Here is a 24,737-nt window from a genome sequence, read left to right as displayed (position 1 = left end):
CACGTGAATTCGCGTCATCATTCAAACCAACTGAATCATTCATGCCCAGCCAGCCCCCCAGCCCCCGCGACGTGTTGACGCCCGATGCCCTGGCCATGCTGCAGGCCATCTCCATCTCCGGCAGCTTCGCTGCGGCCGCCCGTGCGCTCGGCCTGGTGCCCAGCGCGCTGACCTACCGCGTGCGCCAGATCGAGGACGCGCTGGACGTGCTGCTGTTCGACCGCAGCTCGCGCCAGGCCCGGCTGACCGAGGCCGGCGCCGAGCTCATGCGCGAAGGCCAGCGCCTGCTGCACGAGATCGACGCCGTGGCCAACCGCGTGCGCCGCGTGGCCACGGGCTGGGAGCCGCAGCTCACGCTGGCCGTGGACAGCGTGATCTCGCGCACCACCATGCTGGACCTGTGCGAGGCCTTCTACGCCATCGCGCCGCCCACGCGGCTGAAGATCCGCGAGGAGGTGCTGTCCGGCACGCTGGAGGCGCTCGTCACGGGCCAGGCCGACCTGGCCATCGGCGTCGTGACCCAGGGCGGCGCGATCCGCGACCTGCAGGTCAAGCCGCTCGGCAAGATGCGCTTCGTCTACGCCATGGCTCCGCACCACCCGCTGGCGCAGGCCGCCGAACCGCTGCCCGACGCGCTGGTGCAGCAGCACCGTGCCGTGGCCGTGGCCGATTCGGCCCAGCGCGCCAACGTCACGCTGGGCCTCTTGGGCGGGCAGGACGTGCTGACCGTTCCCACCATGCGCGCCAAGCTCGAGGCCCAGCTGCGCGGCCTGGGCTGCGGCTTCCTGCCAGAGAACCTGGCCCGTCCCTACATCGACACCGGCCGCCTGGTGGCGCGCCGGGTGCAGCAGCCCGAGCGCGTGGTCGACGTGGGCTATGCCTGGCATGCGGCCTCCAGCGGGCTGGGCCTGGGCCGCGCCGTGCAGTGGTGGCTGCAGCAGCTGGAGAGCCCGGCCACGCGTGCAGCCCTGCTCAATGCACCGCATGCGGGTTGATGCGGGTGTGCCGCGCGGGCGAAGCCTGCTGCCCACCGTGTAGAGTCAGGCCATGAACACGCGCACCCGGCCCACAAGATCCACAACACCGGCCGCGCCTGCGCGGCGCATCGCCGTCATCGGCGCCGGCATGGCCGGCATCGCCTGTGCCCGCACGCTGGCGCAGGCCGGCCACGCGGTCCAGGTCTTCGAGGCCAATGGCCTCGTCGGTGGCCGCATGGCCACGGCCGACACGGCCTTCGGCGGCTTCGACCACGGCGCCCAGTACTTCACGGTGCGCGATGGCCGCTTCGCCCAGGCGCTGGAACAGACCGCCAAGCCCCTGTGCAAGCCCTGGAGCGCCAACACGGTGCACGTGCTCGACCCCTATGGCCGCGTGGCCGCGGCCGCGCTGCCCACCGGCGAGCGGCACTGGGTGCCTGCGCCCGGCATGCAGGCGCTGCCGGCCCACTGGGCCGCCCCGCTCGCCTCCATCGAATGCGGCACGCGCGTGACCGGCATCGCGCCCGACCGCCTGCAGCCCGCCCAATGGCAGCTGACCACCGAGGGCATGCTCGGCACGCCCGACGCGCAGCGCGTGTTCGGCGGCTTCGACGATGTGGTGCTGGCCGTCCCCAGCGCGCAGGCGCTGCAGCTGCTGCGCGCCAGCGGCTTGGCGCCCGCGCTGCAGCAGCGCATCGCCGCCGTCAGCGTCGGCCCATGCTGGACGCTGCTGCTGGCCTTCCCGCAGGCCCAGCAGGCCGGCCTGCCGCACCTGGGGCCGCAGTGGAACGCGGCGCGCAGCACGCACCACCGCATCGCCTGGTTGGCGCGCGAGAACTCCAAGCCCGGCCGCGGCGCCATCGAGCGCTGGACCGTGCAGGCCTCCACCGCCTGGTCGGCCGAGCACCTGCAGGACGAGCCCGCGCGCGTGCAGGCCAAGCTGCAGCGCGCGTTCGCCGAAGTCACCGGCATCCGCGCCGAGCCGGCCTTCGCCACGGCCCATCTGTGGCACCAGGCCCAGACCCTGGTGCCGCTGGGCGAGAGCCACGTCTGGGACGAGGCGCTGCGCATCGGCGTGGCCGGCGACTGGTGCCTGGGCCACCGGGTCGAGGACGCGTTCGTCTCGGGCCTGGAGCTGGCGCTGCGGATGGCGTGAGCGCCGCGCCGGGCCGCCCCAAGCAAGCTCGCTCCCGCTCGGCGGAACAGGCCGCAGGCCGAAGGGTGCACCAATGAGCTACACCGGCCGCTTCGCGCCCTCGCCCACCGGTCCGCTGCATGCCGGATCGCTGGTCGCCGCGCTGGCCAGTTGGCTCGACGCGCGCGCCCATGGCGGCCGCTGGCTGGTGCGCATCGAGGACGTGGACGCGCCGCGCTGCCCGCCCGGCCTTGACACGCTGATCCTGTCGCAGCTCGCCGCCTGCCAGCTGCTGCCCGACGAAGAACCCCTCTGGCAATCGCGCCGCGGCGCGCTCTACCAGGCCGCGCTCGACCGGCTGGTGGACAGCGGCCATGCCTACCCGTGCGCCTGCTCGCGCAGCGAGATCGCACAGGCGCAGCCGGCCCGGCGCCACGGCGAACTGATCTACCCCGGAACCTGCCGCCAGGGCCTGCACGGCCGGCCGGCACGCGCCTGGCGTTTGCGGACCGACCAGTCCGGCCCCGTGGCCTGGACGGACCGCCGGCTCGGCCCGCAGCAACAGGATGTGGAGCGCGCCGTGGGCGATTTCGTGCTGCGCCGTGCCGACGGGCTGTGGGCCTACCAGCTCGCCGTGGTGGTGGACGACGCGGACCAGGGCATCACCGACGTGGTGCGCGGCGAGGACCTGGCCGACAACACGCCGCGCCAGTTGCTGCTGCAGCGTGCGCTGGGCCTGCCCACGCCGCGCTACCTGCACACCCCGCTGGTGCTGGGGGCCAACGGCGAAAAGCTCTCCAAGCAGAACGGCGCCCAGGCCCTGGCGCTGGACAACCCCGCAGCCGCACTGCAGGCCGCCGCCAGCAGGCTGGGCCTGCCGCAGGCCGCCGGCAGCCCGGCCGAACGGCTGGCCCGGTGGACCGCCGCCTGGCCGTTCCTGTGACGAATTTCACGGTCGATGCGATGGGCCGCAAAAACTTCATTTAGTTTTTTGCTGCGCTTGACCGCCTTGTCCAGGTACGGGCGCAACAGTGGCCTGTACCCCATCAACCGCAAGGAGTAAACCACCATGCTGAGCCTGCACACCAACGCGGCATCGCTGACCGGTCAGAACACGCTGACCTCGACCAACAAGGCACTGACCACTTCGCTGACGCGCCTGTCGACTGGCTACCGCGTCAACTCCGCCATGGACGACGCCGCCGGCCTGCAGATCGCCACCCGCCTGAACGCGCAGACGCGTGGCATGGCCGTGGCCCAGCGCAACACGCAGAACGGCATCTCCATGCTGCAGACCGCTGAAGGCGCACTGGAAGAGTCCACCAACATCCTGCTGCGCATGAAGGATCTGGCGACCGAAGCCGCCTCCGACACCGCCAGCACCGACGACCGCACCGCGATCAGCGCCGAACTGACGGCCCTGGAAGCCGAGCTGACCAACATCTTCACCAACACCTCGTTCGGTGGCCGCACGCTGTTCACGGGCGCCAACGCCCTGACCACCGCGACCCAGTTCCAGATCGGCGCCTCCGCTGCCGAAACCATGACGCTGGCCGGCCTGACCATCCCGACCACGTTCGCGAGCACCGTCACGGCCGTGACCGACGCGGCCACGGGTACCGCCGCGATCACGACGATCGACACCAAGATCACCGAGCTGAGCACCTTCCGCTCCGGCCTGGGCGCCATCGCCAACCGCCTGGACCATGTGTTCAACAACCTGGGCAACATGAGCACCAACACCGAAGCTGCCCGTGGCCGCATCATGGACGTCGACTACGCCTCCGAGTCGGCCAACATGACCACCAAGCAGATGCTGATGCAGGCCGGCACCTCCATGCTCAAGCAGTCCAACTCGATGTCGCAGCTGGCGCTGTCGCTGCTGCAGTAAGCGGCCACGCTCTCCTTTGAAGCCAACCGCGATCCGGTTGGCTTTTTCATGCCCGAACGCGCCCGCCCGTCCCATCCATGAGCCTGGAGCCGATCTCCGCCGCCAGCCGCGTCGCCGTGGTGCGCGCCACCGTGCCGGGCCTGCAGGAGCGCGCCCCGCCGGACCCGGCGCTGACGCTGCGCCTGGTGCTGGGTGCCGGCGCCGCAGGCGAGAAGCTGGCACGCGGCGAGCACGGCCAGGTCTACCGCCTCGGCGGCGGCGACGCCCTGCCGCAGTGGCGCGAGGGCCAGACCGTGCTGGTGCAGGTGCTGCGCGCCGGCCCGCCGATGGAAGTGCGCGTGCTCGGCGTGCTGGCGCCCGAGGGCGGCGTCGGGGCCGGCCTGCATGAGGGCCCGGACCCCGAACCGCCCGCGCTGCGGCCCGACCAGGCGGCCATCCTGCGCCTGGCCGCGGCCGCCAACGACACCATGGCGCTGGCGGCCCACTGGCGCCAGCGCACCCTGGCCGCACTGCAGCAGGCCGCCACGCTGGCGCCCGCGCATTCCAGCGTCGCCAGCACCGAAGCCCCCGCCCCGCCCAGTGCCGAAGCCGGCCTGCTGCTGCGCGTGCTGCCCTGGCACGGCTGGCCGCTCACGCTGTGGCTGGAGCAGCGGCGCTGGACCGGCGGCCCCAACCGCCGCGCACGCCGCCGCGCCGGCACCAGGCTGTGCATGTCGGTGGTGCTGGCGCCCTTGGGCCAGGTGGGCCTCATGCTGGATGTGCTGGACGTGCAGGTCGGTCTCACGCTCACCGTGACCGACGCCGCCAGCGTTGCGCCACTGCGTGCCCAGGTCGGCGCCATCGCCGCGCGCATGGGCCGTGCCGGCCTGCGCCTCATGCGCTGCCATGTGCGCCACGACCCCGACTTCGCCGTGCCCGCGGCCGCTACCACCCTGCCCGCCATCGGCAGCCATGAATTGCCGCTGGCCCTGTTCCGCGCCAGCACCGAGGCGCTGGAAGCCCTGCGCCGCCATGTCGGCCGCGGCGCCAGATGAGCGCGCAACCCACGCCGGGCCCGGCACAGCACAGCGTCGAGGTGGCATCGCATAACATGGCGACACAAAAATTGTCGTCACGGCCGCCCCTCTGGCATCGCCTGGCGGCGGTGCCGGCACCAGCGGGAGGCGCGATGAACCACAGGGCAGGCCACAACCCGACTGCGCAACAGCTGGCGCAGCTGCGTGCCCTGGACGATGTGATGGCGATCGCAGAGTTCGCCCCCGACGGCACGCTGCGCCGCGCCAACGCCCATTACCTGGCGCTGCTGGGCTGCACGGCCGACGTGGCCGTGGGCAGTCACCACAGCCGCTGGTGCACGCCGGGCGCGGCCGCCAGCACCGACTACGCCGGTCTGTGGGAGGCGCTGCGGCGCGGCCAGGCCCAGGCCGGCCCCATCGAACGCGAGCGCATGGACGGCAGCAGCTGCTGGCTGCAATCCACCTACGCCCCCGTGCTGGACGCCAGCGGTGAGGTCACCGAGGTGCTGGAGGTGGCCGCCGACGTGACCGAGCGCCTGCTGCGCGAGCGCGCCGACGCGGCCCACCTGCGGCGCCTGTCGCTGGCGTCGGACACGAGCGATGCGGCCGTCGTCGTGACGGACGCGCAGGCCCGCATCCTCTACGTCAACGCCAGCTTCACGCGGCTGCTGGGCTGGCGCGCCGACGAGGTGGCGGGCCAGGATGCGGTGGCCTGGCTGCTGTCCAACCAGGACGCCGTGGCCATCGAGGCCTTCCGGGCCACGCTGCGCAGCGGACGGCCAGTCGAACGCGAGCGCATCGCGCTGGGCAAGGACGGGCAAAGCCACTGGGTCAAGGTCATCAGCCACCCGATCTTCGACGAGCTCGACGGCCGGCGCTACACCGTCTCCGTCTACACCGACATCACGCAGGCCAAGGTGCACGCCGCGCTGCAGCACCGCGTGCTGGAGGCCATGGCCCGCGAACGGCCGCTGGCCGAGGTGCTGGAGCTGATCTGCCGGCAGGTGGAGCACCTGGCGCCCGAGGTCTGCGCCAGCATCCTGGAGGTGGACGAGCAAGGCCTGCTGCACCCGCTGGCCGCGCCCAGCCTGCCGGCTAGCTACTCGCAGCAGCTCGACGGCCTGCCCATCGGCCCGGCCACCGGCTCCTGCGGCACGGCCGCCTGGCGCAACGCGCCCGTGATGGTCGACGACATCGCCACCGACCCGCTCTGGGCGCCCTACCGCGAACTGATCCTGCCGCTGGGCTACACCGGCTGCTGGTCCACCCCCATCCGCAACAGCCAGGGCGGTGTGCTGGGCACCTTTGCCTTCTACTTCCGCAAGCCGCGCAACCCGGCCAGCGCGGCCTTTCACCAGCGCCTGGTGGACAGCTGCACCCATTTGTGCGCGCTGGCGCTGCAGCGCGAACGCACGCGCCAGCACATCCGCCAACTCGCCTTCTACGACAGCCTGACCGGCCTGCCCAACCGCAGCCTGCTGCACGCCCGGGCCGACCAGGCCATCGCCGCGGCCGCGCGCAGCCGCGAGACGCTGGCCGTGCTGTTCGTCGACCTGGACCGCTTCAAGCAGGTCAACGACTCGCTGGGCCACCCGGCCGGCGACGCCGTGCTGCGCCATGCCGCGGCCCAGCTGCAGCTGGAACTGCGCGCCTCGGACATCGCGGGCCGCCTGTCGGGCGACGAGTTCGTCGTCGTGCTGCCGCAATGCGACGCCGGGCACGCGGCCGAGATCGCCGCGCGGCTGCAGGCGCTGCTGGCCGCGCCGCTGGCCGTGGGCGGCTCCACGCTGTCGGTCACCGCCAGCGTGGGCGTGGCCATGTTCCCGGAGGACGGCCGCACCATGGACGCACTGCTGCAGCGCGCCGACATGGCCATGTACCAGGCCAAGACCGGCGGCCGCGGGCGCTTCTGCTTCTTCAGCGCCGGCATGAACGACGTGGTGCAACAGCGGCTGGCGCTGGAAACGGCGCTGCGCCAGGCCATGGGCACCGCGCAGATGCAGCTGCACTACCAGCCCCAGATCGACATGGCCAGCGGCCGGCTGCACGGCGTGGAGGCGCTGGCGCGCTGGACCCACCCCACACTGGGCGAGATCGAGCCGGCGCGCTTCATCCCGCTGGCCGAGGACTGCGGCCTCATCGCCGAGCTGGGCCGCTGGGCGCTGCACCAAGCCTGCCGCCAGCTGGCGCAGTGGCGCAGCGAAGGGCTGACCGTGCCCTCGGTCTCGGTCAACCTCTCGCCCACCAGCTTCCACGACCGCGAACTCACGCGCACCATCGCGCAGATGCTGGCGCAGCACGCGCTGGCGCCGCAAGACCTCATGCTGGAGCTGACCGAGAGCGTGCTGCTGGACACCAACCCCAGCACCATGCAGACCATCACCGAGGTGCGCGCGCTGGGCGTGCGCATGTCGATGGACGACTTCGGCACTGGCTACTCCAGCCTGAGCTACCTGCGCCGCCTGCCGGTGGACGAGATCAAGCTGGACCGGAGCTTCGTGGCCGACCTGGAGAGCGACGGCGCGGCACGCGCGCTGAGCAATGCGGTGCTGGAGATCGGGCGCAGCCTCAAGCTGACGGTGGTGGCCGAGGGCGTGGAGACCATGGCGCAGGACTCGCTGCTGCGGGCGCAGGGGTACGCGGTGGCGCAGGGCTATCTGGTGGCGCGGCCGATGGCCGGGGACGCCCTGGCGGCCTGGCTGGCGCACGGCGTGGTGCCGCCGGCCGGGGCCTGAGGCTGCGGGAGGCGTTCAGCCGCCGAAGAAGGGCTGCTCCCCGAACACCGCCGGCGCGCGCGCGAGCGCCCGTCCTTGCAGGTACGCCACGGCGGCCTGGACACCGAGCTTGGGGCTGGCGAGCACCTCCACGCCGAGATCGCTCAACAGTTCCGCAGCCGGCGCCATGGAGGCTTGCGCCAGAACGACCACATCGGCCCCCGAAGCCGCCGCGCGGACGGCCTGCGCGACCGCTGCGACATACGCTGCGCGATCACCCTGCAGGAAGTGCGACCACGCACCGGCAACCAGCAAGGGCTGCAGCGCGACCCGCGTCCGCGCTGCGGCCGCAGAGGTGCGGATGAGCGCCGCCGTGGGAGCCAGCGTGCTGTCGAGCGCTGCGACGAGCAGCACGCGGGGCCCCAACGCAACGGCGCGGTCGGCCATGGCCCGGTCGATCCGGGTGGCGGTGAAACCGGCCCCCGTGGGCGTCCGCTCGGCTGCGCCACCGATGGTGGAACAGGTACAGACCACCAGCGCTGCACCGCGGGCGGCGGCATCGGCCATCGCCGACTGGACGCGCGCGATGAGCGCCGGGTCGTCCGCTCCGACGCGCTGGGCCTGCACCAGGAGGTCTTCGGCGACGACGTGCTCCACGTCGAGCGCCGGATCGATGGCCTTGGCGAGGTGCTCGAAGGTCTCGACGTGCACAGGCGACGTGTGAAGAAAGGCGATGTGGCGGCGCATGGGTGATCGCGGTTGCGGTTGCGGCAACTCAGGCGGCCACGCCGAAAAGAGCCCCGACCAAGGCGGTGGTTCCCATGGCCAAGGCGCCCCAGAACGTCACCCGCGCGACCGGCACCAGCGCAGAGGAGCCACCCACGCGAGAGGCAACGAAGCCGAGAATCGCGAGCGCCAGCAGCGAACCAGCGGCAATGCCCCATAGCCGCACAGACGCCGGAAGAAGCAAGGCCACGATCAACGGCAATGCAGAACCGACTGCAAATGTGGCGGCGGACGCGAGGGCAGCCTGCACGGGGTTGGCCGCCAGCGTGTCGGAGATGCCGAGCTCGTCTCGCGCATGCGCGGCCAGCGCGTCGTGCGCCATGAGTTGGGTCGCCACGCTTGCCGCCAGACTCTTTTCCAGGCCCCGCTTGACGTAGATCGCTGTCAGTTCAGCGTGCTCCTGCTTTGGATTCTCGGCCAGCTCGGACTTTTCGCGCGCCAGATCGGCGTTTTCGGTATCCGCCTGCGAACTCACGGACACGTACTCGCCCGCTGCCATCGACATGGAACCCGCCACCAGGCTGGCAACACCCGTGATCAGGATCGTCTTGGCGTCGGCGCCCGTGGCAGCGACACCGACGAGCAGGCTTGCCGTGGAGATGATGCCGTCATTCGCGCCGAGCACCGATGCGCGGAGCCATCCGGTTCGGTGCGTGCGGTGGTGTTCTCTGTGTCTCATGTGGGTAGCGGGTGGATGCGTGGGTTGGCGATGCCTCGCGTTCGGCATCAGGGGCGAAACAGAGCGATGGCTCTTGGAGGTCCCCCTCGGTGGAACACGAAGGGACTTCCCCAATCCCGGCACGGTGTCCAGGCACCACGATCGACGCGCGGAAGCTCGATCTGAAACAGGAAAGGGCAGATCCATCGCAGAGATTACACGGGCGCAGCCTCCAGCTGCCGGTCCTGGCCGAGGGTGGAGACCCTGGCGCAGGACGTGCTGCTGCGGGCGCAGGGCTATGCGCTGGCGCAGGGCAACCTGGTGACCGAGCCGATGCCGGGCGATGCGCTCGACCGCTGGCTGGCAGGCTCGGCACAGGGCGGATGCCGGCCAAGCCGCCATCCGGGCCACGCCGCGCCTGCGCGTGCCTGGCCGATGGCCACGCGCCTACCCGGGGGCGTGGCAGACGGCTTCGATGTTATGGCCATCCGGGTCGAGCACGAAGGCGCCGTAGTAGTTCGGGTGGTAGTGCGGCCGCACGCCCGGCGCGCCGTTGTCGCGGCCGCCCGCGGCCATGGCAGCCGCGTAGAAGGCATCGACCACGGCACGCGACGGGGCGCGGAAAGCGATGTGGATCGGCGGCTGGTTCGGGCGGCCCGCGCTGATCCAGAAATCCGGCTTCGGCGGCTCGCCGAAGCCCGCCGTGTCGGTGCGCCCCGTTTTGGCCGCGGAGAGTTCCATGACCATGGCATAGCCCAGCGGGGCCAATGCGGATGTGTAGAAGGACTTGCTTCGGGGGAAGTCGCTGACGGTGATGCCGGTGTGGTCGATCATGGGGTCTGGTGGGGGTTGAGGTTGGTCGGCAACGTGGCCGTCCTAACTGGGCAGCTCAGACCTAGAAGCGATTCAGTTTGAATTCAGCAGCTGCCGAAGGCAGTCCGCCGGAACGATGGGTTCTGCGTCGTTGTGCGATCACCCTTCAAGGGGTGTTGCACTTCCGATTTGAGGCCGCTGAACCGCCCCGGAATTCGCGGAGGCCCGTTGGCTTGAGTCAGGCCGACATGGCCTGCTGCTCAAGAGTTCGATAGTAGTTGGCCTCGAACTCGGCCGGTGGCACGTACCCGATGGGTTCGAGCAGGCGCTGGTGGTTGAACCAGGCCACCCATTGCAGCGTCGCCAGCTCTACCGATTCCTTGGTCTTCCACGCACTGCGCCGATGGATGACTTCGGCCTTGTACAGCCCATTGATGGTCTCGGCCAGCGCGTTGTCGTAGGAGTCGCCCTTGCTGCCCACGGAGGGCTCGATGCCGGCCTCGGCAAGCCGTTCGGTGTAGCGGATGCTGACGTACTGCGATCCGCGGTCGGAGTGGCACACAAGGGCATCTTCGCGCTGCGGACGACGGTCGTACAGCGCCTGCTCCAGTGCGCCCAACACGAAGTCCGTCCGCATGGAGCTGCTCGTGCGCCAGCCCACGATGCGCCGCGCAAACACGTCCACGACGAAGGCCACGTACAGCCAGCCTTGCCAGGTGGACACGTACGTGAAGTCCGACACCCAAAGCTGGTTGGGCCGCTGCGCGTTGAACTGGCGATTGACCCGGTCCAGCGGGCAAGGCGCTTTGGCGTCGCTGATCGTGGTGCGTGCGGCCTTGCCACGCATCACGCCGCGCAGACCCATGTGGCGCATGAGTCGTTCCACGGTGCAGCGGGCCACCGTGACGCCCTCGCGCTGCAACTGGTGCCAGACCTTGTCGGCGCCGTAGACCCGCAGGTTCGATTGCCACACGCGCTCGATCTGCGGCATCAGCACCGCATCGCGTTTCGCGCGGGCGCACAGCAGCTCGGGGTGGCGCTGGCGGGCCGCATGGCGCCGGTACGCCGACGGGGCGACCTGCAGTGCCCTGCAGATCGGCTCGACCCCGTGCGCGGCGCGATGCGCGTCGATGAACGCCTTCACGACTTCAGCCGGCGGTCGAGCTCCGCCTGGGCGAAAAACGCGCTGGCCAGCTTCAGGATCTCGTTGGCCTTGCGCAGCTCGCGGTTCTCCCTTTCAAGCTCCTTCATGCGCTGCGTCTGCGTCGTGGTCACGCCCTCGCGCTGGCCCGTGTCACGCTCTTGTTGGCGCACCCAGTTCAGCAGCGTCTGCGGCGTGCTGCCGATCTTGCCGGCAATCGACACCACCGCCGCCCACTGCGACTCGTACTCACCGCGGTGCTCGAACACCATGCGCACGGCGCGCTCGCGTACCTCGGGCGAAAACTTCACTGACTTCCTCATGGCTCCATCCTCTCAAAAGTTGGAGCCTCCTCAAAATACGGGGCGGTTCATCGCCGAGCTATAGGTACTTCGTTATCTTCGGATTTTCCCGTCTCTTGGAGGTCTAACGTTTAGCCCGCAAGGAAAGCAAAGCTGCCTGGTTTGCTTTGCCGCTCAAATCAAAGGTTCGGGCTTAGAAGACGTCATCACCGAAGCCGAGTTTTCCAGCTTCGCGTTCCCATTGAGAATCTTTCGTCGCCTGGAATTCCGGCCAACGCAAGCTGTCACGGCACCAAGCTCTGATGTAGCCAAGCCTGCGTTGACTTCCGCCCAAACCCAACAAATCGCCGCGGCTCCGACCATCATTAAGGCTGCAACTCCAATAACTCCCATCGTGGACGACGCTTGGCTCCCGGGCCAATCGTTGCTCACCACAAGAAGTTGGACGGCGAGCACCACGGCGGCACATGTGAGCAAACCCTTAGTAATGGCCCCCAACATGAACTTAACAATTCCACGCCCCAAGCGAAGGGGAGTGGCGTAGCCCATCGGACCGAGAATGGCGAATGAAAGGAGTTGAGGAGCAACGAGCAAGAAGAAGGGCGCGACGGCTATGCCGAAGCTCGCCTTCAGATTCAGGACCTCCGTCACCAAAAACTTCAGCAGCCTTCCCACAGGTGCATCCGAGAAAACACCGGCGACCAGGTCTCCGCTCGTAACTGCATAGACCCCGAGAGTTAGCGTGAGGAAGAACGCAAAGCCAAATAGGCAAACTAGCATATTTGTTTGGCTCTGATCGACTCGCGCGGCAGCTGCCATGATACTGACAAAGTATATTGCCGAAATGATGACTATAAGAGAAATACCGACTCGGGCCGAGATGAAATTTAACTGATGCTTTGCGCCTTCGCCACTTCGTGAGCCTGCGTCGCCATGCGGGCCGATGATGATCCATACGAGCGCCCACAGAACTATGAAAGCCACGGGAAACAAGACGCCAAACAGAATGCACTTCTTGCACGAATGGCGGACAGCCCATTTCCATCGAGTGGATAATCGCACCTTCCTGTCGAGCCATCTCCATGCAGCTTTGAATGATGCAGTTATATTCATGGTGTTCTTCCACGGGTACGCCATTTTTCGAGGTCTACTTCAGGTATCATCTGCGGCGGCCAAAAAGGCCGGGGTGACGAGATGCGTACAAACGGCCTACTTGACTAAAGGTTTAGGCGGCTTTCGCATCAATGAGTGCGAGTAGTTTCTCCTCAAACACCATATGCATTTCTGTTCCCGGAGTCATTTGCAGCAGAACCCTCTCGGCTAGTTCGTTTTTTGTATAAGTGATTGCGTTTCGTGAAATTCTGTCGGCGTCAATAGCAAGTTCCTCGCCAGCTCCGTAGATAGAGTCGATGATCTCGGGAGGATAGTAGTGTTCAATCCCGTTCTTTGGCCACTTGACTATATTTTCGGCAGGCAAGCCCATGCGCACGAGTTGATCCGGAAGGGTTGCCGAGTGCACAGAGTCAAGGACAACGAAAATTCGATCTCTGTATGGGCTTCGCTGTAAATCCGTGAACAGGCCCTTCGCGACGGACAGTACTTCCTTGATGCGATCGTCTGAGTTTGCAGGGATAACGCTTACTTGTGCATACGGGTACCGAAGTGCGAGGGCCTTGGAGATGAACTTGTCGTCCGTCTTACCTTCTACCAAGACAATTATCGAAGGCAAGTACAGTGTTTCGAACCGGTTCCCGAGTAGGAAAAAATGCACCCGATTGAACTCGGCTTGCGTTTCGACACGTGCAAGGAAAATCTCGTCGCCAGCTTTCGTTACTGTGTAGTTGCTCTGCAGTCTTCTTCTGTCTAGGAAAACGGTGGAGTGCGTGGCAAAGACGATTGTCTTAATATGCGAGAAGTAGCGCCGACGGTGCTCCCTATCGAAAAGAAAGTCAGCGAGTTGACCTTGAGCTTCTGGGCTAATTCCAAGCTCTGGCTCGTCAATCAGGAACGTGTCGTAATCTGTTCCTAGCAGACTCGTCACCAAAGTCGCGATCAGACGGAAGCCGGAGCTTGTGTACGAGATGTTGTGGCCGCCAACTGAGATGTACTTCTGCGCCATTGAGTTGTTCTCGACGGTGCTTTTGATCTCAAGCGTAACTCCCAGCAGCAGGCGAATGATCTCAACAAGGTGCTCTCGTTGTGGGTCTGACAGTTCGGAGATCGCTTGCTGAAGGTTGACCGGTGAGTTGTCCAGATTTTCGTGTTGCGCGCTCCATTGCTGGTTGAATTGCCGCCACCGTTCGCTAAGCCGATTTCGGTTCGGCGTGTAGTAGCCCAGCAGATTGAAGTTCTGGTAGCGCGCAGGGCCCAAATAAGATGCATTTTGTCCCCACGACTGAGTTAAAGTTTTCAGTAACCATGACTTGCCGCAGTTATTTCGCCCAACAAGCACGACGTATTCGGAGTCACGAATGGACTGCATCAGCGTTGCGCTAGCATCTGAGATACGGGTGCCAGGGCGTTGGTCGTATTGGTACATAGGGCGAGATGGACGTGCGTGTCAAGGGTGACTAGCGCCCGCGTTAACAGGCTGCTACCAGCGAAGCTGTAGACGTTTTATTAAACAACCAATTAGGCTGGTGATCGAAGTCGCAGGCGATGCGAAAAAGTGACCTACTTTAGATTTGGTGCTGTACCGGACGAAGCGGGGGATGGCGCTACGGGTGCGGGGGCAGGAGCTGATTGCGTGACGGGTGCACTGGCAGTGGGTTGTGGCTGCAAATTCCCAATGCCATTGAAGCTCTTGGTGAAGTCTTGACGCGGTTGAAGATTCTTAATCCCGTTGAAGCTCTCAAGTGCGGGACTAGGTTGTGATGACTGCTTCTTCTGATCTGAGGACATATCTGCTTCCTTGGTTGGCATAAAGGCTACTGAAACACCTATGGCAGATGCAAAAGCTGCACCTGTGCCAAATGCGACTATTGCTGTGAGGTCCAGTGCTTTGAGCAAAGCGTCTTCAGCCGGTTGCGTATTTACGAAGACGTTCTCAATATGCTTTCGGTTGCGACGAAATATTACAAGAACAGAGATGAGGCTGGATAGAAAGCAAACAATGGCAGCTATATAAAGAAACTTAAGCCAAGCTGAAGACAAACCAATTGTGGTGATTAGCGTAATGAGCAGGCCGATCCCCCCTGCCGAAAGGGAGAAAATACTTTTGTCGTGCTCGAGTGAAGTGTTATACCAGGCGTTCACTCCTGCCGCGTAGAACTCAACATTTTTTTGCTGGACTAGTTCTTCAGGACTCATCATGAGAAGCCGTTAAAAGAGAGCCGAATGCCTGAATTAAGCCGATCCGCGAAGCGGCTTCGGCTTGAATGAATTTTTTAGACCGCGCTCTTGGGCTGGTTGATCTTTGAGAACTGCCATAACGCACGGTCAAGTGTGCGCATGTCCGTGTCTGAGTTGGCTGCCACGCTACGGCAGAATTTGACGTACTGCCACCAGAACGGGAAGGTGTAGAACTGCGGCTTTCTCGCTTGGACAGACCAGACGGCCCGGTAATCCAATATAGGATATGGCTCCGCGTGAAAAAGGTGAAGAACTACTGACGCAGTTGGCCAAAGAACTCCGTCCAGTAGCGTCAGAGCCTCGATGCGCGAACGCTCATCTTTGGCACGCAGAGCAAAACCCGTAATCTCCTGCACGTACTGATCGGAGTTGCTTGCTACCCGAGGTGCACTACGGGGAGATTTCCATTGCGCGAGTAGTGCGAGTTGAGATTTTGTAAGGTGACCCTGTTGCTGGATGGCTCCGCACAATGACAAAAGCTCCGACTCCTTGCGTGGATAGGCGTATTGGCTGGCCCAATCGGCAATCTCAGACTCAGGAAATCTCAGCTGCATAGGACTCCCTGCGCTGTCTAATTTGATATATCACGCAACCCACCACCGGATAACACCTCGCATGCGGGATAACACAGTACACATCGGCTGCTGCAAGTCTTTGAATCTAGGCCATTTCAGCTGTAAAGCACTGGCCAACACCCTACAAAAAAATGGGACAAAACCCGCAGCGGTTACAAATTTCGCCATCAGATTTTCCTCAGCATTGCGGACGCCAAGAGCCGCCCTTCTCCCTACCCCACCGTCCCCACAATGCTCACCTCCCGCTGCTCCGGAATCTCGTTGTACGAGAGCACCGCCAGCCCCGGCGCAAACAGCCGCGCATAACGCGCCAGCAGCGGCCGGATCTGCGGCATCACCAGCAGCAGCGGCGGCGTGGCCTGCTGCTTCATCTGGTCCCGCGCCAGCGGCATGTGCGTCTGCAGTTGCGACAGCAGATTCGGGTCCACCGGGAAGTTGTCCAGCGCCACCTTCGCCCCACCCTGCCTTGCCTGGTTCAGCGCCCCCAGCAGCATGTTCTCCAGGTCGCCCGTGAGGCTGAACACCTGCAGCTCGCTGCGCTGGCCGGCCAGCTGCTCGACGATCTGGCGGCGCACGGCGCAGCGCACTTCGGCCGCCAGCAGGATCGGGTCCTTGGTCGTCTCCGCGGTCTCCAGCAGGCTGGTGGCAATGGGCACGATGTCCTTGAGCGAGACGTTCTCGGCCAGCAGCGTGCGGAACACCTTGAGCAGCTGCACGTGCGTCATGGCCTTGCCCAGCGCCTCGGCCAGGCGCGGCGCCTGGCCGGCCAGGCGTTCCATGATCTCGCCGGCGTCCTCGTGGTTGAAGAGTTCGGGCAGGTTCTCGCGCAGCAGCTTGCTCACGTGCGTGGCGATCACGCTGGGGCCGTCCACCACCTGGTAGCCCAGGCCCAGCGCATGGGCCTTCTGGTCGGGATCGATCCAGACCACCGCCAGGCCATAGGCCGGGTCCACGCCCGGCGCCCCGTCCACCTGGCCGTACAGCTGCGGCGAGGGCACGGCCATGAGCCTGTCGGCCTGCAGCTCGGCGCGGGCCAGCACACTGCCGCGCAGCAGCACCGTGTACTGCGTGGGCTTGAGGCCCAGGTCGTCGCGCACGCCCACGGGCGGCAGCAGCACGCCCAGGCTCTCGCTCATGGTCTGGCGCAGGCCCTGCAGGCGCTTGACCAGCGGCGCACCCTGCCCCTGGTCCATCATGGCCACCAGCCGGTAGCCCAGCGCCACGGTCAGCGCGTCCACGCGCGGCAGGCTGCGCCAGTCCAGTTCGGCGGGCGGCTCGGCCGTCAGCAGCGCGGCGCCCAGCGCACCGGCGTCGGTGCCCTCCTTTGGCAGGGCCTGGCGCTTGGCCAGGCGCCAGGCCACATAGGTCAGCACCGCGGCAAAACCGATGAAGCTGGCCCAGGGCATGCCCGGGATCAGGCCCAGCACCAGCATCAGGGCGGCCGCGCTGTACAGGGCCTGCGGCGAGGCCAGCAACTGCTGGCCGATCTGGTTCTGCAGATCGCCCGCGTCGCTCACGCGCGTGACCACGATGGCCGCGGCGGACGACAGCAGCAGCGCCGGGATCTGCGCCACCAGGCCGTCGCCGATGGTCAGCAGCGCATAGGTGCGGAAGGCCTCGCCGAACGAGAGGTCGTGCATCACCGCGCCGATGGCGACCCCGCCGACCATGTTGATCAAAAGGATCAGGATGCCGGCGATGGCGTCGCCGCGCACGAACTTGCTGGCACCGTCCATGGCGCCGTAGAAATCGGCCTCCGACGCCACCTCGCGCCGGCGCAGCTGCGCCTTCTCCTGGTTGATCAAACCCGCGTTGAGGTCGGCGTCGATGGCCATCTGCTTGCCGGGCAGCGCGTCCAGCGTGAAGCGGGCCGACACCTCGGAGATGCGTTCCGCGCCCTTGGTCACCACGATGAAGTTGATGATCATGAGGATGATGAACACCACCAGCCCGACCACGAAGTTGCCGCCGATCACCACGTTGCCGAAGGATTCGATCACCTGGCCGGCCGCATGCGTGCCTTCGTGGCCGTGCAGCAGCACCACGCGCGTGGAGGCCACGTTCAGTGCCAGCCGCAGCAGCGTGGTCGCCAGGATGATGGTCGGGAAGACCGAGAAATCCAGCGGCCGCTGCACCGACACCGCCACCAGGATCACGATCACCGACAGCACGATGTTGAACGTGAACAGCACGTCCAGCGCCAGCGGCGGCATCGGCAGGATGATCATGGCCAGCAGGGCCAGCACCAGCACGGGTGCCATGGCACGGGTGCGGCGCAGCGCGGCGAGCAGGTCGGCGAGGGTCAACTTCATGGCGTGTCGAGCGAATCAGGGATGGGCAGCCTGGCAGGCAAGCCCGGGGGATGCGGCCGCCGCCCGGCCTGGAAGGCCTTGAGCTGCAGCACGTAGTTCAGCACCAGCGCCACGGCGCCGTACAGTGCGATCGGGATCTGCTGCTGCACCTGGCTGGTCTTGTAGATGGCGCGGGCCAGCGGCGGCTGGCTCACCACCTCCACCTTGTGGGTGCGTGCCAGCTGGCGGATGTACAGCGCCATCTCGTCCACGCCCTTGGCCAGCACGAAGGGCGCCTGGGCGCGCTGCTCGTCGTACTTGAGCGCCACGGCGTAGTGCTCGGGGTTGACGATCACCACGTCGGCCTGCGGCACGGTCTTGTTCAAGCTGCGCCGCGCCATCTGCAGCTGCAGCTGGCGGATGCGGCTCTTCACCTCGGGCCGCCCCTCGGTGCTCTTGTGCTCTTCCTTCACATCCTGCTTGCTCATGCGCTGGCCGCGCAGGAAGAAGAACACCTGCACCGGCAGGTCGATGAACGCGAACAGCACGAACACCAGCACCATGGCCGTCACGCCCGACAGCAGCAGGCCCACGCCCTGGGCGATGGCCTCGGGCAGCGGCAACGCCTGCAGCCGCAGGAACTGCGGTGCGCTGCCGGTGCACACGAACCACAGCACCACGCACAGCAGCACCGACTTGGCGATGGAGGCAGCCACGCCGGCCATGTGCTTGCCGGTGAACAACCGGCCCAGGTTGCTGACCGGGTTCAGCCGCTCCAGCTTGGGCTGCAGGTTCTCCACCGACATCGCCCAGCCGCCCGGCAGCAGCGAGGCCACGAGCAGCAGCACGGGCACCAGCAGCAGCGGCGCCACCATGCGCACCGTGAGCCAGCCGGCTTCGCGGAACAGCGTGGACCAGGTGTCCTCCAGCGCGCCGGTGGCGGCCAGGTCCGCCAGGCCGCCGCTGAACAGCCGGCGCATGTCCTGCAGCCAGCCCGGTGCCAGCCAGTAGGCAAGCGTCAGGCTGGCCACGATGCCCACGGCCATCACCGCGTCCTTGGAGCGCGCGGCCTGGCCCTGCTGGCGCACCTTGCGCAGCTTGTGCGGTGTGGCCTTCTCGCTCTTGTCGGCCGACGATGCGCCCTGCTCCATCAGCGTGCCCCAAACGTTTGTTCGAGCATGAGCAAGACCTGCCGCGTCATGCGCAGGTAGTGCTCGGGGATGAAGCGCACCAGCATGGCCAGCATGAACAGGCCGAAGATGGTGATGACCGAGAAGCCCAGCGCGAACAGATTCAGCTGCGGCGCCACACGCGCGAGGAAGCCGAAGCCCAGCTGTACCACCATGGTCGCGAACGCGATGGGCAAGGCCAGCAGCAGCGCCGCCGAGAACACCCACGACACGTTGAAGGCCACGGCCCGCAGCGCACCCATGCGCAGCCCGCCGCCCACGGGCCACAGCGTGAAGCTCTTGCCGATCACCTGCACCAGCACCAGGTGGCCGTCGATGGAGAAGAACACCAGGATGCCGAGGATGGACAGCAGGCTGGACACCACGTCGGACGACACGCCCGACAGCGGGTCGTTCATGAGCGCCATGGCCAGCCCCATCTGCGAGGACACCATGTAGCCCAGCACCAGCAGCACCGACATCACGAAGTGCAGTGCCAGGCCCAGCACCACGCCGATGGCCACCTGCTCGGCCGTGGCCGCCAGCGCGTGCAGCGAGAACGCTTCGATCGGCACGGCCGGCGCCGCCACCGGCAGCAGGATGGTGGCCAGCACCATGGATAGCAGCACGCGCACCGTGAGCGGCACGGCGGTGTCGCCGACGATGGGCGCTGCGCTGAGCATGGCCAGCACCCGCACGAAGGGCCACCACCATGCCGACAACTCGGCCAGCAGCGTGGTGAAGACGCCTTCCATCCCTACCCCACCAGGGCCGCCGCCCGGCGGAACACCTCGACGCAGAAATCCATGAGCTGCGAGGCCATCCAGCCGCCCGTCAGGATGATGGCCAGGAGCGTGACCAACAGGCGCGGCAGGAAGCTCAGCGTCTGCTCGTTGATCTGCGTGGCGGCCTGGAAGATGCCGACGACGAAGCCCACGATCAGGCCCGGCAGCACCAGCACGGCCACCAGCAGCATCACCAGCTTCAGGCTGGCGCTGACGAGGTCGACGGCGACATCGGGGGTCAGCATGCGCATGCTCCAAGGCACTGCGCAAGAGGTCCTGGTGCCGAGCGCAGCGATGGCCCGGCTGTGACCCCGCTCCCACCCCTGTGCCCACGCCGAGGAGCGCAGTGGCCTGGGCGGCGCGGGGAACCTCGCGCCTTGTTGACTGACTCATTGCACTTGTTCGAGCTGAACGAACGCAGTGAGTGGTGCGAGTTGTGCAATGCGCCCAGGCTCCGGGCAACCTGCGGTGCTCGCGCCATGGGCTGCATTGCGCAACTCGCACCGTTCGCTTCGCTCACTACGCTCGAACAAGCGCAATGAGTCAGATGTTGAAGCGCGAGGTTCCCCGCGCAGCCCATGGCACTGCGCACCTCGGCAGGGGCACAGGGGGAAGTCCCAGACGGGCCATCGCTGCGCTCGGCCTGGGGTAAGGGCCGTCGCTGCGCTCGGCCCATGCATGCGCAGCGGCTGAGAACGGTGTGCGCGGACGCCATCGCTAGAACGCCCTGACGCTGGTCACCAGCGTGTTGACGGTCAGCGTCCATCCGTCCACCAGCACGAACAGCAGCAGCTTGAGCGGCAGCGAGATCACCAGCGGCGACAGCATCATCATGCCCATGGCCATCAGCACCGAGGAGACGACGAGGTCGATCACCATGAACGGGATGAACAGCATGCAGCCGATCTGGAACGCGGTCTTGAGCTCGGACAGAACGAAGGCCGCCAGCTGCACCGCGAAGGCGTGCTGCGACGGCTCGGCCACGGCCGGCTCGCGCGCCAGCTGGCTGACCTGCTGCAGCGCGGCCTTGCTGGTCTGCGCGAGCATGAAGCGCGACAGCGGCTCCTTGGCCTCCACCAGCGCCTGCTGCAGGCCGATGCGGTCCTCGTCGTAGGGCACGAAGGCGCGCTCCCAGAGCTGCTCGCCGACCGGGCGCATCACGAGGATGGTCAGGATCAGCGCCACGCCGGTCACGATGCGGTTGGGCAGGCCCTGCTGCAGGCCCAGGGCCTGGCGCAGCAGCGACAGCACGATCACGAAGCGCACGAAGCTCGTGCACATGAGCACCAGCACGGGCAGCAGCCCGAGCAGGGTCATGATGACCAGCACCTGCATCTTGACCGTGTAGTCGGTCTGCGCGCTGCCCGTCACGGCGGACAGCAGCGGGATCTCGGCCGCATGCGCGGCGCCGGCCAGGGCCAGCAGCATCGGCGCCAGCGCCCGGTTCCGCCACAGGCGCCACGCGCTCGGCATCGTCATGGGGTGTGCCCTGCGCTTCAGGGCGTGTCCAGCGAGAGCAGGTCCAGGTCCGACAGCTCCAGCACCTTCAGGCCGTAGTTCTCGCCCGAGACCACCACCTCGGCGCGGCCGATGGCCGTGCCGTTGACCTTGATCACCAGCGGCGAGCCGGCCAGTGCGTCGAGCTCGACCACGCTGCCGTGCTCCAGCCCCATGAGCTGGTCCAGCGAGACATCGGCCGAGCCGACCTCCAGCGTCAGCGTGACGGGGATCTTGCGCAGCATCAGCGAGAGGTCGCGGCGCGGTTTGGCGGGTACATCGGCGGCGCCGGCATCCACGGTCAGGTCGCCCAGCAGCGCGTCCACGTCGTTGGTGTCTGGCTTGTCGGTCATGGTCTGTCTTTCACTTCAAAGGTCCTGGAACGCGGTCAGCCAAAGGCGCCCCTTGTGTTCGGCCACGCTGGCGCTGAACAAGGGCGAGTCCTTGACCAGCACCACGGCGGTGGGTTGCGGAATCGGCAGCACGCTGCCCGGCTGCAGGTCCAGGATCGCGCCCAGCGGCAGCCGCTGCTGCACCAGGCGCGCCGTCAGGCGCAGCTTGAGCCGCGACGACAGCGGCAGCCCCGGCGTGGCGGCGCCCTCGCGTACCAGCGTGCGGCCGCGGCCCAGCCGGTCCAGCAGCCGGTGCATGCAGCCATCGTCCAGGCTGAAGCGCAATTCGTGGCGCTGCCCGCTGTCGGCTTCGACCAGCGTCAGGTTCAGCTGCCACAGGCCGGTGGGCAGCGCGGATTCGGAATGGAAGGGCACGGCCGGATCGGCCAGGGCCGGCTCCGCCGCGACGCCCACGGGCGGCAGCCCGGCATCGATGCGGCGCGCCAGCGCCAGGGCGAGCTGCTGGCCGAGCCGGGTGGCCAGGCGCTCCTCGCTGGCCGTCACCGCCACCGCGCCGGGCTCGACCGGCGCCGCCTCGCCGCCGCCATAGCGGTACAGCAGCAGCTTGAGCACCAGCGCACGCGGCACCGCCATGCCGATGCGGCCGGACGGACAGGCGTAGACGTTCCAGCGCACCGGCTCCTCGTTGTGCTGGCGCTGGCCCATGGCGGTGCCGTCCACCTGCAGGCCAATGGCATAGCGCCGGTTGAGCCCCTGGCGCAACAGTTCCGACACGTCGGCGCCGAAGCGCTCGGCAAACGCGCCCAGCAGGTGCATCGGACGCCCCAGCGTGCGCGGATCCAGTACGCGGTGCGGCACGGAAGGACTAGCGTCTGACACGGACATGGCTCGGGTTCCCACTTAGATCGGATGCAACCATGTGCACAATCGGCATTGCCTGAATCAACTGCGCATGGCCCGCGGTCGCGCTGCTGTTGCTGCAGGCGAGACAAGTTAGATGCGCTTTTCTCACATTTTTTACCACCGACTGGGAAATTGTCCACTATTTCTAATCACTTTTCGTGGCACATTAATTTAACGCGCGCTTTTGCCGCCTAATCCAGAGACAAGCCCTTTCGTCGCCCCACCATGCATGTGAGCAAACCTTTGCCCGGCGTCCCCCTCGCGTCCGAAGACGACAGCACCGACGAGGGCGAGGACAGCGTGGTCGCGCGCCGGCTGCACGACTTCTTCTCGGAACAGGGGCTGCCGCGGCACAAGCACGCGTCGCAGCTGGCGCTGATCCTGGGGCTCTCGCGCTCCGGGGCCTTCCGCAAGTTCCAGGACGCATCGTTCTCCGCGAGCGATCTGCAGACGCTGGCCCAGCATTTCCAGGTCGACATCAGCGCCCTGCTGAGCGCCGAGCCCGCGCTGGCGGCGCCGCGTGTCGAGGGCGACGTGCAGGATGCGCGCGTACTGATCGGCACGCTGGCGCTGAACTGCAAGGTCATCCTGGGCGCCCCGTTGCAGCCTGGCGAGCATTGCGAACTGGTGGCCACCCAGCAGGGTGCGGAATGGCTGATCCAGCCCTACGGCGGCGCCAGCCACAACGCCGAACGCCGGCGCGTGCTGCAGCTGGTGGTCACGCCTTCGCAGCGGGCGCTGCCCCGCATCGCGGTGCTGGAGGATTCGCGCGACCTGGCCGCCAACATGAAGGACGCCTTCGAGGCGTCGGGCTACCGCGTCGAGCTGTTCGGCTCGGCCGCCGAGCTCGCCCGCCGCGCGGACGAGGCGCCGTTCGACGGCTACCTCATGGACTGGTGGCTCAACGGCCAGACCGCCAACCAGGTGCTGCAGGCCATCCGCCGTGCCCAACCCTCGGTGCCCATGCTGCTGACCACCGGCGCCATCGCCGCCGGCCATGCCGGCGAGGCCGACATCGTGCAGGTCGCCACCACGCTGCGCATTCCCGTCATCGAGAAGCCGTTCCGCCTGGCGCTGGTGATTTCCCAGCTGCGTCAGCTGCTGGAGCAAGCACAGGCCAGCCGCTAGTACCGGGGCCGCCGCCGAACAGGGCCAGCGCCGAGCGCAGGCGGCCCGCGCTGATCGGCTTGTCGAACTTGGCCGCGAACAGCGCATCGCCGGTGGCATCGGCCTCGTGGTAGGCCGACAAGGCCACCAGCGGCGTCTCCGCATTCAGTGCACCGTGCCGGCGCGCGTGCTCGGCCACGGTGTAGCCCGAGCCATCGGGCAGGCGCAGGTCCAGCAGCACGCCGTCGTAGCGGTCGGTGTCCAGCAGCAGCCGGGCCTCGCGCACCGAGTCGGCCAGGTCGGCCTGCGCGCCCAGGGCCAGCAGCATGGCATGCAGGCTGGCCCGCACGTCGGGATCGTCTTCCACCACCAGCACGCGCAGATGCCGGCCGCCGCCCTGCGCCACGGCGCTGCGCGTGCGCGCCTCCACCTCGGCCGGCACCCGCACCGTGAAGGCCGAGCCCTCGCCCGGCCGGCTCACCGCGAAGGCACGCCCGCCCAGCAGCTCGGCCATCAGCTTGACCACCGCCAGGCCCAGGCCGCTGCCCATCTGCACATGGTCGCGCCCGCGCGTGAACGGCTCCCAGATGTTGACCGAGGTGTCGAAACCCGGGCCCTGGTCGATCACGGCCACCGTCACCTCGCGCTGCGCCTCGCGCACCTGGATCGAGCACACCACCTCGCCCGGGCTGGCGTACTTGACGGCGTTGGACACCAGGTTGGCCACGATCTGACGCAGCCGCGCGGGGTCGGTCACCACCCGTGGGCAGGGCTGCGGATCGATCTGCACCCTGAGCACCACGCCACGCTCGCGCGCCGCCTCGTCGAACTCGGCGGCGATCAGCTCCATCATGAGGTCGGGCTGGAACAAGGTGGGCGAGACCTTCAACCGCCCGCCAGACAGCCGCGCGAACTCCACCGTGTCGTTCATCTGCGCCTCCAGCTGCTGCGCGCTGCGGCGCAGGCGGCGGAAGGTTTCGTCGCCGTGGGGCACCTTGCCGCCCAGCTCGATCAGCTCCACCGAGCTCACGATGGTCTGCAACGGCGTCAGCATCTCGTGGGCCATCATGCCCAGGAACTGGTTGCGCGCCGTCAGCGCCGAGCGGGCCTCCTGCAGCGCCTTGCGCGCTTCGCGCACGCGCAGCACCGCGATCACCAGCAGCACCCCGGCCGCCAGCACCAGCAGCGCCCCGCCCATCCACTTGCTCCAGTCCAAGCATCACTCCCTGTTGCGCGCTGTTCCACAGAAGCTCATGAAACACGACGAGGCCAC

The 24,737-nt window shown here is 67.1% G+C and carries 22 protein-coding genes and 1 other annotated feature; of the genes, 7 read left to right on the top strand and 15 right to left on the bottom strand.

What is annotated here, in order from left to right:
• Positions 1–41: 41 nt before the first annotated feature.
• The 6 genes from ACSQ4M_RS20325 (at position 42) to ACSQ4M_RS20300 (ending at position 7,754) form a co-directional block, all read left to right on the top strand.
• Positions 42–995 (top strand): LysR substrate-binding domain-containing protein, encoded by a 954-nt coding sequence (locus tag ACSQ4M_RS20325; RefSeq protein WP_436191230.1) that lies wholly within the window; start codon positions 42–44, stop codon positions 993–995.
• A gap of 52 nt (positions 996–1,047) precedes the next feature.
• Complete coding sequence (locus ACSQ4M_RS20320; protein ID WP_436191229.1) at positions 1,048–2,133, top strand: NAD(P)/FAD-dependent oxidoreductase; 1,086 nt, start codon at positions 1,048–1,050, stop codon at positions 2,131–2,133.
• A 73-nt stretch (positions 2,134–2,206) separates the two neighbouring features.
• Entirely contained in the window at positions 2,207–3,055 is an 849-nt protein-coding gene (gene gluQRS / locus ACSQ4M_RS20315) for a tRNA glutamyl-Q(34) synthetase GluQRS (protein ID WP_436191228.1), read from the top strand.
• Positions 3,056–3,181: 126 nt separating this feature from the next.
• Positions 3,182–4,003 (top strand): flagellin, encoded by an 822-nt coding sequence (locus ACSQ4M_RS20310; RefSeq protein ID WP_056666928.1) that lies wholly within the window; start codon positions 3,182–3,184, stop codon positions 4,001–4,003.
• A 77-nt stretch (positions 4,004–4,080) separates the two neighbouring features.
• Positions 4,081–5,037: a hypothetical protein gene (locus tag ACSQ4M_RS20305; RefSeq protein ID WP_436191227.1), complete on the top strand. Its 957-nt coding sequence runs from the start codon at positions 4,081–4,083 to the stop codon at positions 5,035–5,037.
• 134 nt (positions 5,038–5,171) lie between these two features.
• Entirely contained in the window at positions 5,172–7,754 is a 2,583-nt protein-coding gene (locus tag ACSQ4M_RS20300) for a sensor domain-containing protein (RefSeq protein WP_436191226.1), read from the top strand.
• 15 nt (positions 7,755–7,769) lie between these two features.
• Here ACSQ4M_RS20300 and ACSQ4M_RS20295 read toward each other — a convergent pair whose 3' ends face one another.
• From ACSQ4M_RS20295 to ACSQ4M_RS20230, 14 genes are all read right to left on the bottom strand, one after another.
• Positions 7,770–8,480: an Asp/Glu/hydantoin racemase gene (locus ACSQ4M_RS20295; RefSeq protein ID WP_436191225.1), complete on the bottom strand. Its 711-nt coding sequence runs from the start codon at positions 8,478–8,480 to the stop codon at positions 7,770–7,772.
• A gap of 28 nt (positions 8,481–8,508) precedes the next feature.
• The gene (locus ACSQ4M_RS20290; protein ID WP_436191224.1) at positions 8,509–9,198 is read right to left on the bottom strand and encodes a VIT1/CCC1 transporter family protein; all 690 of its coding nucleotides are present in this window, start codon (positions 9,196–9,198) and stop codon (positions 8,509–8,511) included.
• A 426-nt stretch (positions 9,199–9,624) separates the two neighbouring features.
• The gene (locus ACSQ4M_RS20285; protein ID WP_436191223.1) at positions 9,625–10,011 is read right to left on the bottom strand and encodes a VOC family protein; all 387 of its coding nucleotides are present in this window, start codon (positions 10,009–10,011) and stop codon (positions 9,625–9,627) included.
• A gap of 217 nt (positions 10,012–10,228) precedes the next feature.
• Positions 10,229–11,454, bottom strand: a protein-coding gene (locus ACSQ4M_RS20280; RefSeq protein ID WP_157086564.1) for an IS3 family transposase whose coding sequence is annotated in 2 segments (ribosomal slippage) — positions 10,229–11,166 and positions 11,166–11,454 — 1,227 coding nt in all. Because the reading frame shifts where the segments join, the coding sequence is not laid out codon by codon here.
• Positions 11,060–11,176: a sequence feature (AL1L pseudoknot), on the bottom strand. (Overlaps the previous gene by 117 nt.)
• 153 nt (positions 11,455–11,607) lie before the next feature.
• Positions 11,608–12,546, bottom strand: a complete 939-nt coding sequence (locus ACSQ4M_RS20275) for a hypothetical protein (protein ID WP_436191222.1) — start codon at positions 12,544–12,546, stop codon at positions 11,608–11,610.
• Positions 12,547–12,658: 112 nt separating this feature from the next.
• Positions 12,659–13,972 carry an ATP-dependent nuclease gene (locus ACSQ4M_RS20270; RefSeq protein WP_436191221.1) on the bottom strand — a complete coding sequence of 438 codons (1,314 nt, stop codon included), beginning with the start codon at positions 13,970–13,972 and terminating at the stop codon, positions 12,659–12,661.
• A 134-nt stretch (positions 13,973–14,106) separates the two neighbouring features.
• Positions 14,107–14,742, bottom strand: a complete 636-nt coding sequence (locus tag ACSQ4M_RS20265; RefSeq protein ID WP_436191220.1) for a hypothetical protein — start codon at positions 14,740–14,742, stop codon at positions 14,107–14,109.
• An 829-nt stretch (positions 14,743–15,571) separates the two neighbouring features.
• Positions 15,572–17,671: a flagellar biosynthesis protein FlhA gene (locus tag ACSQ4M_RS20260; RefSeq protein WP_436191219.1), complete on the bottom strand. Its 2,100-nt coding sequence runs from the start codon at positions 17,669–17,671 to the stop codon at positions 15,572–15,574.
• Positions 17,668–18,801 (bottom strand): flagellar type III secretion system protein FlhB, encoded by a 1,134-nt coding sequence (gene flhB / locus ACSQ4M_RS20255; RefSeq protein ID WP_436191218.1) that lies wholly within the window; start codon positions 18,799–18,801, stop codon positions 17,668–17,670. Before flhB ends, ACSQ4M_RS20260 begins: the two co-directional genes overlap by 4 nt.
• A complete protein-coding gene (gene fliR, locus ACSQ4M_RS20250; RefSeq protein WP_436191217.1) occupies positions 18,801–19,574 on the bottom strand; it encodes a flagellar biosynthetic protein FliR in 774 nt (257 codons plus the stop codon). The genes flhB and fliR overlap by 1 nt, the downstream gene beginning before the upstream one ends.
• A gap of 2 nt (positions 19,575–19,576) precedes the next feature.
• The gene (gene fliQ, locus ACSQ4M_RS20245; protein WP_056668732.1) at positions 19,577–19,849 is read right to left on the bottom strand and encodes a flagellar biosynthesis protein FliQ; all 273 of its coding nucleotides are present in this window, start codon (positions 19,847–19,849) and stop codon (positions 19,577–19,579) included.
• A gap of 472 nt (positions 19,850–20,321) precedes the next feature.
• Complete coding sequence (fliP, locus tag ACSQ4M_RS20240; protein WP_436191216.1) at positions 20,322–21,083, bottom strand: flagellar type III secretion system pore protein FliP; 762 nt, start codon at positions 21,081–21,083, stop codon at positions 20,322–20,324.
• Positions 21,084–21,100: 17 nt separating this feature from the next.
• Positions 21,101–21,454 carry a FliM/FliN family flagellar motor switch protein gene (locus ACSQ4M_RS20235; RefSeq protein ID WP_436191215.1) on the bottom strand — a complete coding sequence of 118 codons (354 nt, stop codon included), beginning with the start codon at positions 21,452–21,454 and terminating at the stop codon, positions 21,101–21,103.
• Positions 21,455–21,469: 15 nt separating this feature from the next.
• A complete protein-coding gene (locus tag ACSQ4M_RS20230; RefSeq protein ID WP_436191214.1) occupies positions 21,470–22,339 on the bottom strand; it encodes a FliM/FliN family flagellar motor switch protein in 870 nt (289 codons plus the stop codon).
• 261 nt (positions 22,340–22,600) lie between these two features.
• On the opposite strand from ACSQ4M_RS20230, the gene ACSQ4M_RS20225 reads away from it, so the two are divergent.
• Positions 22,601–23,485 (top strand): helix-turn-helix domain-containing protein, encoded by an 885-nt coding sequence (locus tag ACSQ4M_RS20225; protein ID WP_436191213.1) that lies wholly within the window; start codon positions 22,601–22,603, stop codon positions 23,483–23,485.
• Here the strand turns inward: ACSQ4M_RS20225 and ACSQ4M_RS20220 are convergent.
• Positions 23,406–24,680: a hybrid sensor histidine kinase/response regulator gene (locus ACSQ4M_RS20220; protein WP_436191212.1), complete on the bottom strand. Its 1,275-nt coding sequence runs from the start codon at positions 24,678–24,680 to the stop codon at positions 23,406–23,408. The two genes, ACSQ4M_RS20225 and ACSQ4M_RS20220, sit on opposite strands and share 80 nt — an antisense overlap.
• Between the last annotated feature and the right edge of the window lie 57 nt (positions 24,681–24,737).

The sequence above is a fragment of the Pseudorhodoferax sp. LjRoot39 genome (genome assembly GCF_964253035.1).
Lineage (GTDB): Bacteria > Pseudomonadota > Gammaproteobacteria > Burkholderiales > Burkholderiaceae_C > Pseudorhodoferax.
Note: the sequence above shows the minus strand (reverse complement) of the source record. Positions and strands in the feature narration are given on the sequence as shown.

Excerpts from the sequence above, each read along its gene's own strand:
- ACSQ4M_RS20325 (WP_436191230.1), top strand. The coding sequence starts at position 42 with ATGCCCAGCCAGCCCCCCAGCCCCCGCGACGTGTTGACGCCCGATGCC.
- ACSQ4M_RS20320 (WP_436191229.1), top strand. The coding sequence starts at position 1,048 with ATGAACACGCGCACCCGGCCCACAAGATCCACAACACCGGCCGCGCCT.
- gluQRS (WP_436191228.1), top strand. The coding sequence starts at position 2,207 with ATGAGCTACACCGGCCGCTTCGCGCCCTCGCCCACCGGTCCGCTGCAT.
- ACSQ4M_RS20310 (WP_056666928.1), top strand. The coding sequence starts at position 3,182 with ATGCTGAGCCTGCACACCAACGCGGCATCGCTGACCGGTCAGAACACG.
- ACSQ4M_RS20305 (WP_436191227.1), top strand. The coding sequence starts at position 4,081 with ATGAGCCTGGAGCCGATCTCCGCCGCCAGCCGCGTCGCCGTGGTGCGC.
- ACSQ4M_RS20300 (WP_436191226.1), top strand. The coding sequence starts at position 5,172 with ATGAACCACAGGGCAGGCCACAACCCGACTGCGCAACAGCTGGCGCAG.
- ACSQ4M_RS20295 (WP_436191225.1), bottom strand. The coding sequence starts at position 8,480 with ATGCGCCGCCACATCGCCTTTCTTCACACGTCGCCTGTGCACGTCGAG.
- ACSQ4M_RS20290 (WP_436191224.1), bottom strand. The coding sequence starts at position 9,198 with ATGAGACACAGAGAACACCACCGCACGCACCGAACCGGATGGCTCCGC.
- ACSQ4M_RS20285 (WP_436191223.1), bottom strand. The coding sequence starts at position 10,011 with ATGATCGACCACACCGGCATCACCGTCAGCGACTTCCCCCGAAGCAAG.
- ACSQ4M_RS20275 (WP_436191222.1), bottom strand. The coding sequence starts at position 12,546 with ATGAATATAACTGCATCATTCAAAGCTGCATGGAGATGGCTCGACAGG.
- ACSQ4M_RS20270 (WP_436191221.1), bottom strand. The coding sequence starts at position 13,972 with ATGTACCAATACGACCAACGCCCTGGCACCCGTATCTCAGATGCTAGC.
- ACSQ4M_RS20265 (WP_436191220.1), bottom strand. The coding sequence starts at position 14,742 with ATGAGTCCTGAAGAACTAGTCCAGCAAAAAAATGTTGAGTTCTACGCG.
- ACSQ4M_RS20260 (WP_436191219.1), bottom strand. The coding sequence starts at position 17,671 with ATGAAGTTGACCCTCGCCGACCTGCTCGCCGCGCTGCGCCGCACCCGT.
- flhB (WP_436191218.1), bottom strand. The coding sequence starts at position 18,801 with ATGGAGCAGGGCGCATCGTCGGCCGACAAGAGCGAGAAGGCCACACCG.
- fliR (WP_436191217.1), bottom strand. The coding sequence starts at position 19,574 with ATGGAAGGCGTCTTCACCACGCTGCTGGCCGAGTTGTCGGCATGGTGG.
- fliQ (WP_056668732.1), bottom strand. The coding sequence starts at position 19,849 with ATGCTGACCCCCGATGTCGCCGTCGACCTCGTCAGCGCCAGCCTGAAG.
- fliP (WP_436191216.1), bottom strand. The coding sequence starts at position 21,083 with ATGACGATGCCGAGCGCGTGGCGCCTGTGGCGGAACCGGGCGCTGGCG.
- ACSQ4M_RS20235 (WP_436191215.1), bottom strand. The coding sequence starts at position 21,454 with ATGACCGACAAGCCAGACACCAACGACGTGGACGCGCTGCTGGGCGAC.
- ACSQ4M_RS20230 (WP_436191214.1), bottom strand. The coding sequence starts at position 22,339 with ATGTCCGTGTCAGACGCTAGTCCTTCCGTGCCGCACCGCGTACTGGAT.